Annotated in this window: 11 protein-coding genes and 1 pseudogene; 1 reads left to right on the top strand and 11 read right to left on the bottom strand. The window is 58.5% G+C overall.

From position 1 onward, the window contains the following. Positions 1-10: 10 nt before the first annotated feature. From aauS to V476_RS04720, 9 genes and pseudogenes are all read right to left on the bottom strand, one after another. A complete protein-coding gene (gene aauS / locus V476_RS04760) occupies positions 11-1,918 on the bottom strand; it encodes a two-component sensor histidine kinase AauS (RefSeq protein ID WP_027902958.1) in 1,908 nt (635 codons plus the stop codon). Positions 1,919-1,978: 60 nt separating this feature from the next. Next, positions 1,979-2,713 carry an amino acid ABC transporter ATP-binding protein gene (locus tag V476_RS04755; RefSeq protein WP_003363626.1) on the bottom strand — a complete coding sequence of 245 codons (735 nt, stop codon included), beginning with the start codon at positions 2,711-2,713 and terminating at the stop codon, positions 1,979-1,981. Further along, positions 2,710-3,375: an amino acid ABC transporter permease gene (locus V476_RS04750; protein ID WP_002554865.1), complete on the bottom strand. Its 666-nt coding sequence runs from the start codon at positions 3,373-3,375 to the stop codon at positions 2,710-2,712. The genes V476_RS04755 and V476_RS04750 overlap by 4 nt, the downstream gene beginning before the upstream one ends. A 4-nt stretch (positions 3,376-3,379) precedes the next feature. Next, a pseudogene (locus V476_RS04745) lies at positions 3,380-4,123 on the bottom strand (amino acid ABC transporter permease); the annotation flags it as partial. Between the two features lie 129 nt (positions 4,124-4,252). Further along, positions 4,253-5,194: a glutamate/aspartate ABC transporter substrate-binding protein gene (locus V476_RS04740; protein ID WP_024960413.1), complete on the bottom strand. Its 942-nt coding sequence runs from the start codon at positions 5,192-5,194 to the stop codon at positions 4,253-4,255. Between the two features lie 345 nt (positions 5,195-5,539). Further along, the gene (glpD, locus tag V476_RS04735) at positions 5,540-7,078 is read right to left on the bottom strand and encodes a glycerol-3-phosphate dehydrogenase (protein WP_024960412.1); all 1,539 of its coding nucleotides are present in this window, start codon (positions 7,076-7,078) and stop codon (positions 5,540-5,542) included. 519 nt (positions 7,079-7,597) lie between these two features. After that, on the bottom strand, positions 7,598-8,353 hold the full coding sequence (locus V476_RS04730; RefSeq protein WP_003363617.1) for a DeoR/GlpR family transcriptional regulator: 756 nt from the start codon (positions 8,351-8,353) through the stop codon (positions 7,598-7,600). 99 nt (positions 8,354-8,452) lie between these two features. After that, positions 8,453-9,958 (bottom strand): glycerol kinase GlpK, encoded by a 1,506-nt coding sequence (gene glpK / locus V476_RS04725; protein WP_003405430.1) that lies wholly within the window; start codon positions 9,956-9,958, stop codon positions 8,453-8,455. 60 nt (positions 9,959-10,018) lie between these two features. Then, positions 10,019-10,876 carry an MIP/aquaporin family protein gene (locus V476_RS04720; RefSeq protein ID WP_004389876.1) on the bottom strand — a complete coding sequence of 286 codons (858 nt, stop codon included), beginning with the start codon at positions 10,874-10,876 and terminating at the stop codon, positions 10,019-10,021. A 353-nt stretch (positions 10,877-11,229) separates the two neighbouring features. On the opposite strand from V476_RS04720, the gene ybaK reads away from it, so the two are divergent. Continuing rightward, complete coding sequence (gene ybaK / locus V476_RS04715) at positions 11,230-11,700, top strand: Cys-tRNA(Pro) deacylase (protein ID WP_003405434.1); 471 nt, start codon at positions 11,230-11,232, stop codon at positions 11,698-11,700. An 8-nt stretch (positions 11,701-11,708) separates the two neighbouring features. On the opposite strand, the gene V476_RS04710 is transcribed toward ybaK, so the two are convergent. Both V476_RS04710 and argF read right to left on the bottom strand, forming a co-directional pair. Further along, entirely contained in the window at positions 11,709-12,782 is a 1,074-nt protein-coding gene (locus V476_RS04710) for an ABC transporter ATP-binding protein (RefSeq protein ID WP_024960411.1), read from the bottom strand. Continuing rightward, positions 12,779-13,699, bottom strand: coding sequence for an ornithine carbamoyltransferase (gene argF, locus V476_RS04705; protein WP_003428811.1), 921 nt, complete (start codon positions 13,697-13,699; stop codon positions 12,779-12,781). Before argF ends, V476_RS04710 begins: the two co-directional genes overlap by 4 nt. Positions 13,700-14,064 lie beyond the last annotated feature (365 nt).

Raw genomic sequence — 14,064 nt, 5'->3', positions numbered from 1 at the left:
GGATGTCGTCTCATGTCGGGCTGTCCGGGTGGCGGGCATCGGGGATGAACGGCAGGCTCAGGACAAACGTCGTACCGCCGTCCTGCGGATGCTCTGCGCTCAGGCTGCCCCCGGCTGCGGCGGCAAGGCTCGCCGACAGCGTCAGGCCCAGCCCCAGGCCTTGTTCGCCCGGTTTGGTGGTGAAGAAAGGTTCAAACAGATGCTTGCGCGCCTCGGCGTCGACGCCGTGCCCGTTATCACGTACCCGCAGACGGTATCGGCCGTCGACAACCGACCCGGTGAGCCATAATTCCGGTTGCGGCAGGTCGAACATGGCGTCCAGTGCGTTGCCGATCAGGTTGACCAGAATCTGTTCCAGGCGGGTCTGGTCGATGGTCAGCGTGGCGTCGACGAAGTCGCGATGCACTATCAGGCCGGACTGCTCCAGACGCACGCCCAGCAACTGCGCCGCCGCATCGACAGCCTTGCTCAGTTGCGCCTGGCCCTGATCGTCGCCGCGTCTGGCGAATGCGCGCAGGCTGGCGGTGATGCGGCCCATGCGGTCGACCAGATCATTGATGGTACGCAGGTTGGTACTCGCGGTGTCCAGCGCGCCTCGTTCCAGAAAGCGCACGGTGGTGCCGGACAAGGTGCGCAGTGCGGCCAGAGGCTGGTTCAGCTCATGCGCGATGCTGGTCGACATCTGGCCGATGGCTGCCAGCTTTCCGGCCTGTACCAGCTCGTCCTGGGCTCTGCGCAAAGTGTCTTCAGCCTGCCTTCGCTCACGAATCTGCGCCTTGAGGCGTTCGTTGCTGGCCCGCAGGTGTTCGGTGCGTTCGGCGATCTTGCGTTCCAGCTCGTTGTTGGCAGCCTGCAGCGCTTCCCTGGCAGCAAGCCGGGTCGAGATCACCTTGCGCCGCTCGTTCCAGGCGATCAGCAGAAAGGTCACCAGCGCGCAAGCCACGGCCACCAGCATGCCCTGATTGGCTGCTTCACGGCGCAGATCTTCCAGCGGGGTAAGCAGTGTCAGGTGCCAGGCGGTGTCACTCAGCGGGCGGCTCTGGGCCAGATAACTGACCTTTTTGTGTTCGCGGTCGACACTGATGTTGGCGGGAAAAACCAGTGTTTCGACGCCCTCAGACAAGGTTTCCCGTTCCAGTGGCACCAGTTCGTTGAGCGGCCACCAGTAATATTGCAGGCTGCGAGCCAGACGCTCCTTGACCTCAGCCGTGAGCGGACGCACTGATTTCAGACGCCGGGCCGGATCGCTGGAGAGGATGATGATGCCATTCTCGTCGCTGACAAACGCCTCCAGCCGTGCTCGCTGCCAGCGTTCTTCAAGTGCTTCGAGGCGTACCTTGATCACCGCAACGCCGATGATGCGGCCTTTGTCTTCCAGCCCATGCGCCAGGTAATAGCCCGACTCACCTGTGGTGGTGCCGATGCCGTAAAAGCGCCCGGGCAGGCCGCGCACGGCGTCCTGAAAGTAGGCACGGAAAGACAGGTCTTCACCCTGATAACTGTCGGGATCACGCCAGTTGCTGGTGGCCAGCACGCGTCCGGTGGTGTCCATCACGTAAATGGCACGGCTGCGGCTGCGTCGATTCAGCCCTTCGAGGTAGCGGTTGACCTGCTGCTGAAGTTCGGGTCCCGGTTCGTTCAGCAACTGCGACACGCTGGATTCCAGCTCCAGCACGCTGGGCAGGTAGGTGTATTTGCTGATTTCGCTCTCCACCGTGCGCGCGTGCAGCTCGAGCTGGCGCTCGCCGGTTTCGCGCAGGCTCTTGATGCCGCTATGTTCACTGACCAGATAGGCGATATAGCCCAGCCCGATCATCAGCATGAGGATCAGCGGTGGCAGAAACAGTTGACGGATCAGGCGGGGTTTCACGGCGAGTGATGGCGGCGCGGCGCGATAAAGAGTGGGGTCGCATTTCATCACAGTCGTCCTGGACCGAACAGCTGCCCGCTGATAGGCGGACAGCCGTCAAGCTATTGCCTAGTGCTGAAGGATCTTGGCGAGGAATTGCTGGGCGCGTTCCGAGCGTGCGCTGACGTCACCGAAAAACTCTTCCTTGGCGCAGTCTTCGACGATCTGTCCCTTGTCCATGAAAATCACTCGGTTGGCGACTTTGCGGGCGAAACCCATCTCGTGGGTCACGCACATCATGGTCATGCCTTCCTGGGCCAGTTGCACCATCACATCGAGCACTTCATTGACCATTTCCGGGTCGAGTGCGGAAGTGGGCTCGTCGAACAGCATGACCACCGGGTCCATCGCCAGCGCGCGCGCGATGGCGACACGCTGTTGCTGCCCACCGGAAAGCTGCCCGGGATGCTTGTGCGCATGCTCGGAAAGGCCGACGCGCTCAAGCAGCTTCAGACCCTTCTCGGTGGCTTCGGCCTTGCTGCGGCCCAGCACCTTGATCTGCGCGATGGTCAGGTTTTCGACAATGCTCAGGTGCGGGAACAGTTCGAAGTGCTGAAACACCATGCCGACCCGCGAGCGCAGCTTGGGCAGGTTGGTCTTCGAATCGGATATTGATGTGCCGTCGACAACGATATCGCCTTTCTGAAACGGTTCCAGTGCGTTCACGCATTTGATCAGGGTCGATTTGCCGGAGCCGGACGGGCCGCACACCACAACTACTTCGCCCTTGCTGACCTCGGTGCTGCAATCGGTCAGTACCTGGAAGTCCCCATACCACTTGTTGACGTTTTTGATGGAAATCATACGGCAAACCTTTTTTGCAGACGCTTCACCAGCAGCGAGGCGGCAAAGCTGATCGTGAAATACACCAGACCGGCAATGATCAGGAACTCGTTGGCGCGCCCGATGATGTCGCCACTGGAGCGCGATGCGTTGAGAAAATCGACGAGGCCGACGGTGTACACCAGAGAGGTGTCCTGAAACAGAATGATGCTCTGTTGCAGCAGCAGTGGGGTCATCTTGCGAAACGCCTGGGGCAGGATGATCAGTCGCATCATCTGCGAGTAGTTCATGCCCAGCGCCTGAGCAGCGCCCATTTGCCCCTTGGAGATCGACTGCACACCAGCACGGACGATTTCGCAGAAGTACGCGGCTTCGAACATCATGAAGGCCACAACGCAGGAGGCGAACGCGCCGATGGGCGTGTCTTCACCGGTAATCCAGCGCAGCACGAACGGCACGGCCAGATAGAACCAGGTGATCACCAGTAGCAGCGGGATCGAACGAAAGTAGTTCACGTAGGCACCGGCCACATTGGCCAGCAGCTTGTTCGATGACAGGCGCATCAATGCCAGCAGCGTGCCAAGCACCAGGCCGCCGACGACACCCATCGCCATCAGCTTGAGGGTCATGACCATGCCGTTCCACAGGCCGGGAATGGCCGGAACGATTCCAGTGAAGTCCATTTATTTGCCCCCCCAGTGAGATGAGGCCCGGTACGGCGACTTTCTTCTCGATCGCACGCATCAGCAGCATCAGGCTCATGTTCAGCGTGAAGTAGATGAGCGTCGCGAGGGTGAAGGCCTCGAACAGGTTGGCGGAGAACTCGGCGGTTTGTTTGGTCTGCGCGAGCAACTCCATCAGGCCGATCAGTGACGCTACCGATGAGTTCTTGAACACGTTCAGGAATTCAGAGGTGAGCGGCGGAATAATGATCCGGTAAGCCTGCGGCAACAGCACGTTCCAGTAGATATGTGGCAGCTTGAAGCCCATGGCGCGGGCGGCCGATTCCTGGCCCTTCGGCAGTGCTTCAATGCCGGTACGCACCTGTTCGCAGACCCGTGCAGCGGTGAACAGGCCAAGGCAGACCACGACGCTGAGGAACGCGGAGGTGGTCGGGTTCAGGTCTTGCTTGTACCACTCCTGCAGGTTTTCCGGCAGCAGGTCGGGCACCAGGAAGTACCAGATGAACAGCTGCACCAGCAGTGGCACGTTACGGAAGATTTCCACGTATACCGTGGCGATGCCCGACACCAGACGGTTTGGCACGGTGCGCATGACGCCCAGCACCGAACCCAGTATCAGGGCAATGATCCAGGCAATGACAGCAATGGCGATGGTCCAGCCCAGACCGGAGATGAACCAGTCCAGATAGGTCTCGCTGCCGACGCCGGTAGACTTGAAGAATACGCCCCAGTCCCAGTTGTAATTCATCAGGGTCTCCCCCTCTTTTTCTATTTATATCGAGATGCACGCACTGTCGGATGTCGAGAGTGAGGGGCCGGTCCCGAACAGTTTTGCCTGCTCGGGATGCGATCAGTTCAGGCTGGCTGAACCGGCTACTCAGGCTTTCTTGTCGCTAGCTTTGTCGTCAGCCGCTTTATCGTCAGCAGCTTTGTCGGTCGGGTTACCGATGAGCTCCTTGAACTCGTCGCTCATCTGGAAATTCAGGTTCAGACCTTTCGGAGGGACAGGAGACATGAACCATTTGCTGTAGATGTTGTTGATTTCGCCGGATTTGAAGGTGGCAACAATCGCGTCATCCACTGCCTTCTTGAACGGGGCATCGCCCTTGCGGACCATGCAGCCGTATATTTCGTAGGATTGTGCCGTGCCGGTCACTGCCCAGTCGTCCGGCTTCTTGGCCTTGGCCATTTCGCCTGCCAGCAGCGCGTCGTCCATCATGAAGGCGACTGCACGGCCGGACTCGAGCATCTGGAAGGATTCACCGTGGTCTTTGGCGGAGATCACGTTCATGCCCATCTGCTTGTCAGCGTTCATCGCCTTGAGGATGCGCTCGGAAGTGGTGCCAGCCGTGGTGACGACGTTCTTGCCTTTCAGGTCGTCGAAATCCTTGTAGCTGGAATCCTTTTTCGACAGCAGGCGCGTGCCGACTTCAAAGATGCCGACGGAGAAATCGACCTGCTGCTGACGCTCGACATTGTTGGTGGTCGAGCCACACTCCACATCGACGGTGCCGTTCTGAACCAGCGGGATACGGGTCTGCGAAGTCACCAGGTTGTACTTGACCTTGAGGTCAGGCATGTCCAGGTCTTTTTTGATGGCTTCGACGATTTTCAGCTGGATGTCGTGGGAGTAGCCCATCGGCACACCAGAGGCATCAGCGATGTAGGAAAACGGGATAGAGGCGTCACGATGGCCCAGCGTGATGGTGCCGGATTCCTTGATCTTCTTCAGGGTGCCAGTGAGTTCGGCGGCGAAAACCGGCGTGCTGATCAGAGCGGCAGCGATGGCTGCGCCCAACAGGTGGGGAACGATGCGCATGGTTGAGTCCTTGATTTCATTTTTATTGATGGGGCCGTAATCAGAGTCGGCCCGCTTCTTGGCGAATGCTTCAACGGCGTCCACATCCAGACACACGCCCTCGTCGAAACGCTCGGTTCAGAATGTAGAGCATGAGTCGTGCCAAGCAGTTTTAGTAATTCAAGCAACTGAATTTAAAAGGTTTTTTAAAGTTGGCTGTGGCGCCGCGGACCGAGGCGTCCGGGAAACCGAATAAGGCGGGGTAGACTGTTCGGGAAACCGAATGGAATGGGTTATGCGGGAGTAGGGGAGCAAGGAGAGAAGCCTGTTCACCGCACAATGGGTGAACAGGTTGCGGGCGGATTGTCAGGCCGCTTCGAAAGAGGCTTTGTTGCGCACCACTGTTTCTAGGTAGCCGCTCACGGCGGCCTGCTCCTCAGGCGTCGTAAACAAGCCGAGCTTGGTGCGACGCCACAGGATATCTTCGATGCTGGTGGCCCATTCCTGGTCGCACAGGTAATCGACCTCGCGGGTATACAGGCCTGCACCCAAATGCTGACCAAGGTCTTCCAGGCTTTGCGCGCCCTCCAGCAAGCGCCAGCTGCGGCTGCCGTAGGTGATCGACCAGCGCTTGGCGATAGGCGCGGGCAGCCAGCTGCAGCGACGGGTCATTTCTGTTGCCAGTGCTTCGGCGGTGGTCATGTCTTCGCCACCCGGCAGGGCAGCCTTGGCCGTCCAGCTCGGTTTCATCTGTTTGAAGAACGGTGCCAACTGCGCCATCGCCGACTCGGCCAGTTTGCGGTAGGTGGTCAGCTTACCGCCGAACACCGACAGAATCGGCGCTTCGTCAGCGCCGCCTGACAAGGAAAGTGTGTAATCACGGGTAATGGCGGACGGATTATCGGACTCGTCGTTGCACAGCGGGCGTACGCCAGAAAACGTGTGGAGCACGTCTGCGCGACTCAACTGTTTCTTGAAGTGGTCGTTGGCCACTTTCAGCACGTAATCCATCTCGCCTTCAGTGATATCCACCTTGTTCGGATCGCCCTGATACTCACGGTCGGTGGTGCCGACGATGGTGAAGTGCTCCAGGTACGGAATCGTGAACACGATGCGCTTGTCTTCGTTCTGCAGAATAAACGCGTGCTCACCTTCGTACAGTTTCGGCACGATCAGGTGGCTGCCTTGAATCAGGCGGATGCCGTAAGCCGAGTCGAGTTTCAGGTCTTCACGTATGAACTTGGCCACCCATGGGCCTGCCGCATTGACCAATGCCTTGGCATGGATCGAAAACAGGCTGCCGTCGCTGCGCTCCAGATGCAGATGCCACAGGCCCTTGATACGACGGGCGCTGACACAACGAGTCTGAGTATGAATATGCGCACCGTTTTCACGAGCGGACATGGCGTTGAGCACGACCAGGCGCGCGTCATCGACCCAGCAGTCGGAATATTCGAAACCGCGGGTGATGCTCGAGTTGAGCGGGCTGTCTGCACCGAAATGGATGGTTCGGGATGCTGGCAGTTTTTCGCGCTTGCCGAGGTTGTCATAAAGGAACATCCCGGCACGAATCATCCAGGCCGGACGCAGGTGCGGACGGTGAGGCAGCACAAAGCGCATTGGCTTGACGATGTGCGGTGCTTTGGCAAGCAGCACTTCACGTTCTGCCAAGGCTTCACGCACCAGGCGGAACTCGTAGTGCTCAAGGTAGCGCAGGCCCCCATGAATCAGCTTGCTGCTGGCCGAGGACGTGTGGCTGGCCAGGTCGTCCTTTTCGCACAGAAAAACCGAAAGGCCGCGACCGGAGGCATCCGCTGCGATACCGACACCGTTGATGCCACCGCCAATAACGGCAATGTCGTAGACCTCTGAGAGGGGCGGGGTTGGCACATTGGTGTGGGGCATTGGTGGCCTCCTGGACAATTCGTGAGCAGTGCTCGAAAGGCGAATCTGAACATTAATGTTCACTTTCGAAAATAATAGCTCAATAAAATGACCCTTGCTAGCACGTATCGATTGAAAATACTGATGATGGAGTCAGTAAAAGAACAAATATGAACATTGTAGGGCGGGATTCTTTGCCAGGAGGATGGATGCACAGCCTGCACTGAATTGCTCTGACGCACAGATTTGCGCCACATCGCTGAAGCAGGAGAGGACGCAGAGCGTCCAGAACGCCATACCCACGCGGAGCATGGGCACGATAGTGTTCTTCAGGACATCTATCGTTCCTCACGCTCCAGCGTGGAAATGCCTTGGGTGCCGCTCCGCGTCACAGATGCGTGCTGCGCCATACATACACAAGTCTTGTGGGAGCCAACTGCTCGCGAAGAGGCCGGTACAGACTCCAGAAAATAGGGCGCTCGATGCACCGTCTTCACGAGCACTGCGGACCGCCGCGCGAACACCGCTCGCGTCTGACAATCACACCACTTCCAGACGAATCTTGTGCTGATTCAGCAACTGCTGCAGCGCGGGTACCGGTGGCTGATCGGTGACCAGGCAATCGATGAGGGTGATCGGCCCCAGGCGGACCATGGCGTTGCGTCCGAACTTGCTGGAATCAGCCGCCAGCAGCACTTTGCGAGCGTTGGCGATGATCGCTTGGGACACCCTCACTTCCTGGTAATCGAAATCCAGCAGGCTGCCGTCTTCGTCGATACCACTGATGCCCACCAAGGCAAAGTCCACTTTGAACTGGGTGATGAAGTCGATGCTGCCCTGGCCCACAACGCCGCCGTCACGCCGCACATTGCCGCCAGCTATCAGCACCTCGAAATCATCCTTGGTGCTGAGGATCGACGCCACATGCAGGTTATTGGTGATGATCTTCAGGTTGTTGTGGTTGAGCAAAGCACGTGCGATGGATTCGGTGGTGGTACCGATATTGATGAACAACGAGGCGTTGTCCGGGATCTGCGCGGCGATGGCCTCGGCGATCCGTTGTTTTTCGTCGCGCATCTGGTCCGCACGCATGGCGTAGGCGGTATTTTCGATGCTGGAGTCATAGGCTGCGCCGCCGTGGTAGCGGCGCAACAGATTCATTTCCGCCAATTGATTGATATCACGGCGAATGGTTTGTGGGGTCACGACGAACAGCGTCGCCATCTCCTCGATGCTGACATAACCACGGTCACGGACCAGTTCGAGGATCTGTTGTTGGCGGGGAGGCAGGTTCATTGTTTTTCCTTGGGCGCCCTCTACAAATGGCGCCCATCATGCCGCAGGAAAGTGCAACCTGTCAGCCGGAATCCTGCTCCCCTCCTTACAACAGCGCTGTCACTCTTCGTTTTCGTGCGGTTCCCAGTCACGGGTACGCGCGACTGCTTTCTGCCAGCCTGCGTAAAGTTTTTCGCGATGCGCTTCTTCACACGATGGCTCGAACACACGCTCGATCACGGCCTTGTTACGCAACTCGTCCAGGCTGCTCCAGAAACCAATCGCCAGACCGGCCAGGAAGGCTGCACCCAGTGCCGTGGTTTCACGCATCTGCGGACGCTCGACGTGGGTGCCGAGGATGTCTGCCTGGAACTGCATCAGGAAGTTGTTGGCCACTGCACCACCGTCCACACGCAGCGACTTGAGGCGTTCGCCGGAGTCCTGCTGCATGGCATCGAGCACGTCGCGGGTTTGATAGGCGATGGATTCCAGCGCTGCACGAATGATGTGATCGACTTTCACGCCACGGGTCAGACCGAACAATGCGCCTCGTGCGTAGGGGTCCCAATAAGGTGCGCCCAGACCCGTGAACGCCGGCACCAGGTATACGCCGTTGCTGTCCTTGACCTTGCCGGCGAAGTATTCGGTGTCCAGCGCGTCGTTGATGAGCTTGAGTTCGTCGCGCAGCCACTGCACGGTCGAGCCACCGTTGAAGACCGCGCCTTCCAGCGCATAGGCCACTTCACCACGCGGGCCGCAACCGATGGTGGTGAGCATGCCGTGCGCCGATTTCACGGCTTTCTTGCCGGTGTTCATCAGCAGGAAGCAGCCAGTGCCATAGGTGTTCTTGGCCTGGCCGGGTTCGACACACATCTGGCCGAACAACGCTGCCTGCTGGTCGCCGGCAATACCGGCGATCGGGATGCCGCTCTTGCTGTGGCCGTAAACTTCGGAGGAGGCTTTGACCTCAGGGAGCATCTCGCGCGGGATGTCCAGCACGTCGAGCATGCGCTGATCCCATTCCAGCGTATGGATGTTGAACAGCATGGTCCGCGAGGCATTGGTGTAGTCGGTGACGTGAACCTTGCCGCCGGTGAATTTCCAGATCAGCCAGGTATCGATGGTGCCGAACATCAGCTCGCCTTTACGGGCGCGCTCGCGGCTGCCTTCGACGTTGTCCAGGATCCACTTGACCTTGGAGCCGGAGAAGTACGGGTCAATCACCAGACCCGTGGTGTCCTTGATGTACTCCTCAAGGCCGTCACGCTTGAGCTGCTGGCAGATCTCGGTGCTGCGGCGGCACTGCCAGACGATTGCGTTGTAGATAGGGCGGCCGGTGTCGCGCTCCCAGATGACCGTGGTTTCACGCTGGTTGGTGATGCCGATGGCGGCAATCTGGTTGTGGTGCAGATCGGCCTGCGCCAGTGCCTTGGTCATGCAGGCAGTCTGGGTGGCGAAGATTTCCATCGGGTCGTGTTCGACCCAGCCTGCCTGCGGGTAATGCTGGACGAATTCGCTTTGGGCAGTGCTCACCACGTTGGCGTCGCGGTCGAAGATGATAGCGCGCGAGCTGGTGGTGCCCTGGTCAAGAGCAATGATGTAGTTCTTGTTCTGTGTGTCAGTCATTTCGATTGCCTTGCATTATTGGGTGGGATTCAGTTGTGTGAGATTCAAATTGAGTGACATTCAAGATGAAACCTGAACTTTGCCGCGAACCACAGGAGCCTCTTTTTCATGTTCAACAGGAGCGGCACTTGGCAGATGACGCGCGATCAGCGCGCGGTAGCCAGCAGCACCAAGGCAGGCACCCAGAATGGGCGCAAAAATCGGAACCAGGAAATAAGGAATGTCGCGACCGCCGGTGAAGGCCATTTCACCCCAGCCAGCGAAGAACGTCATCAGCTTCGGACCGAAGTCGCGCGCCGGGTTCATGGCGAAACCGGTCAGCGGCCCCATCGAACTACCGATCACGGCTACCAGCAGGCCGATCAGCAAGGGTGCCAGCGGGCCGCGCGGCAAACCATTGCTGTCATCGCCCAAGGCCATGATCACACCCATCAGAATGGTAGTGATGACCACTTCGACCAGAAAGGCCTGACCGACTGAAATGGCCGGGTTCGGGTACGTCGAGAACACCGACGCCAGTTCAAGACTCTGCTCGCTGCCGCGAATGATGTGGTGAGCATGTTCGAAGTCGAAAAAAAGACTGATGTACAGCAGGTACACCAAACCCGCTCCGCAGAACGCGCCTGCGATTTGCGCGGAGATATAAAAGGGCAATTTACGTTTTTCAAAACCGGCGAACAGACTCAGCGCGATGCTGACAGCCGGGTTGAGATGCGCACCTGAAATGCCGGCGCTGAGGTAGATCCCCATGCTGACGGCCATACCCCAGATGATGCAGATTTCCCAAAGACCGAAAGTGGCGCCCGCGACCTTGAGCGCTGCAACACATCCAGTGCCGAAAAAAATCATCAGGGCGGTGCCAAGAAATTCAGCCACACATTGCCCGGTGAGCGTCGGTTGTTTTAGTGCGATGGACATGGATACCTCATTTTTTGTTTTTGTCTCGGCACCCTGAGACAGGCGTGGGTGCTCGTTATTCGTGCGTCTCAGAAAAAACCCCATTTCTGATCGCCGTTGCGAGTTATACCGAAAAATCGCTTTCGATAATATTCGTAAACGAAAAAATATAGGCAAGAAACACCGCTGTCAAAGGTCGGAACCGAACGGTCAGTAAATCGCCAGCACCCCGCAAGGACCCGGCAAGACCGCTTTATACCGGGGAATTCAGGCTGTTGCCAAAAGGCCATCAGTGTCGCAGGTGGCGTGAATCAAGGCATGTTCACTTTACTTCGCTTAAAGTGGTGGGCATTCGGAACCTTTTGGAGCGTTGCATGACACCCGCACTGGATTTGCTGAAAAAAAATCGCGCCGAACATCGCATCCACAGTTATGAACATGATCCGAAAGCGCCGTCATATGGGCTGGAGGCAGCGGAAAAGCTGGGTCTGGAGCCTGCACAGGTTTTCAAGACGCTGCTCGCCAGTACCGAAAAAGGCGAGTTACTGGTCGCCGTGGTGCCAGTCGTCGGAACACTTGATCTAAAGGCTCTGGCGCAGGCTGCCGGGGCAAAAAAAACCGAAATGGCCGACCCTGCGGCGGCGCAACGTTCGACCGGTTACCTGTTGGGGGGCATCAGTCCCTTGGGCCAGAAAAAGCGTCTGCGCACCTTTATCGACGAAACTGCGCAGCGCTTTGCAAGCATTTACGTCAGTGCCGGGAGGAGGGGGCTTGAGGTCGAGCTTTCGCCAGCGGTGCTGGCTGAACATACCCAGGCCAGGTTTGCCCCTATCGGCAGGGAATGATTCGCGCCTCAGCTATTGAGCGTATGCACGGCCACACTGCCGGGCGCCGGGAACAGCACCAGATGGTCGGCAGCCACACGAATACCGACTTCCTCACCCTGGCCATGGTCGGCATGGCTGGGGAAAATGGCTTCCAGTTGACTGCCGGTCGACAGTTGCAGGCGGTACAGCGTCGAGGCGCCCTGAAACGTTCGGCCGATGACCCGTGCTTTCAGGTCGCTGTGCGGCGCGTAGACGATATCGTCAGGGCGTAACAAGACATCCACAGCGGCGCCACTGACGCCCGGGTATGCCCGGTTGCCGCGCAATACGCCGAGTTCGGTATGCACCGATTGCGGGTCCATCATCTGCCCGCGAATGAAATAGCCTTGGCCGATGAAGCTGGCAACGAATGGCGTGCGCGGCTCGTGATAGAGATTGTAAGTCGTGTCCCACTGTTCCAGGCGTCCCTCCTTGAATACGCCTACGTGATCGCTGACGGCAAAAGCCTCTTCCTGATCATGAGTCACCAGAATCGCGCTGGTGCCACGCGCCTTGAGAATATCGCGCACCTCATGGCTCAGGCGCCGACGCAGCTCGCCGTCCAGGTTGGAGAAGGGCTCATCGAGCAGCAGCAGTTGCGGCTCGGGTGCCAAGGCTCTGGCCAGCGCCACTCGCTGTTGCTGCCCACCGGACAGCTCGTGAGGATAGCGCTTGCCCAGCGCGCCGAGGTTGACCAGTTCAAGCAGCTCGGCGATCACCTGATCCAGGCGCGGGTGGTTGCGAATGCCGAATGCGATGTTTTCGGCGACGCTTAAGTGCGGGAACAGCGCGTAATCCTGAAACACCATGCCGATGCGGCGTTTCTCCGGCGGCAGGGTCCAGCCCGGACGGGAGATCACTTCGCCCGCCAGGGTGATCTCGCCTGCATGGATCGGTTCGAAACCGGCAATGGCGCGCAGTGTGGTGGTCTTGCCGCAGCCCGACGAGCCCAGCAGGCAGCCGATATCACCCGCGTTGAGGTGCAGGTTCAAGTCCTGCACCACGCGCTGGTTCTGGTAGCCGCAAACGAGGTTGCGCAGGTTCAGCAGCAACGGGTTCATGCGGGCTGGCAGGACGGCGCGACGAGAAACTCCAGCAGCGCTTTCTGCGCGTGCAAGCGATTTTCTGCCTGATCCCAGGCGACCGAGCGTGCATCATCCAGCAGGTCGACACTGATTTCTTCGCCGCGATGAGCTGGCAGGCAGTGCATGAACAGCACGTCCTTGTCAGCCAGGTCGAGCAGGGCGCGCGTGACCTGAAACGGCGCGAACAATTTCTTGCGCCGAGCGGTTTCCTCTTCCTGACCCATGGAGGTCCACACGTCGGTGCTGACCAGATGGGCGCCCTCAACTGCGGCTTTTGGATCGCGGACCACGGTGACACGCTCGCCAGCCAATGCCAGGAACTCGGCGTTTGGCTCGTAGCCGGCAGGGCAGGCCACACGCAACTGGAAGTCGAATTGAATCGCCGCTTCTATATAGCTGTTGCACATGTTGTTGCCATCGCCTATCCAGGCAACGGTCTTGCCCTGGATCGAGCCGCGATGCTCCAGGAAAGTCTGCATGTCGGCGAGCAACTGGCACGGGTGCAGATCATCGGACAGACCGTTGATGACCGGCACGCGTGAATTGGCCGCGAATTCGGTCAGATTGCTGTGCGCATAAGTACGGATCATGACTGCATCCAGCATGCGCGACATCACTTTCGCGCTGTCGGCAATCGGCTCGCCGCGGCCCAACTGGGTGTCTCGATGCGACAAAAAGATGGCCTGGCCACCGAGCTGAATCATCCCTGCTTCAAAAGAAAGACGGGTACGTGTCGAGGATTTCTCGAAAATCATCCCCAATACCCGGTTCTTCAGCGGTTCAAAAAGTACACCGCGATTTCGCAGGTCTTTAAGCTCTACGCCACGACGGATCAAGCCCAAGAGTTCATCCGGGGTGTAATCCATCATCGAGAGAAAGTGCCTGGCGTTCATGATTAACTACCTTTTCTGCAACAGACCGCAGGTTATCAAAGCCGGTTTTTATCGATAAAACGGGCGAGACCTGCGGCGGAAGCCGCACGGGGCGACGAATAAGAAAGGCGCGATAGTATAAAAAAATGTCGCGTCTTACCAATAGCATGCGTTTTTCTGAAACATGGTTACTACTGGCGTCCCGTATAGAAGGGGCGCCGTTATTCTGTGTTGACGGGGCAAAAACTGGCTACGCTGTGAGGGTTGACAGCCATCTGCACGTTTTCCGAAGGCAGCATTTGTACACTGCCCAAATAGCGCTTGGCAATTAGTACCAATCCTGTAACAGTCCACGTTTGCGCGGCCGTCGCCTGATGGGATGCGCC

It is taken from the genome of Pseudomonas syringae KCTC 12500 (assembly GCF_000507185.2).
Classification (GTDB): domain Bacteria; phylum Pseudomonadota; class Gammaproteobacteria; order Pseudomonadales; family Pseudomonadaceae; genus Aquipseudomonas; species Aquipseudomonas syringae.
The sequence above is the reverse complement of the archived record's forward strand: the minus strand, read 5'-3'. Positions and strand labels throughout refer to the sequence as shown.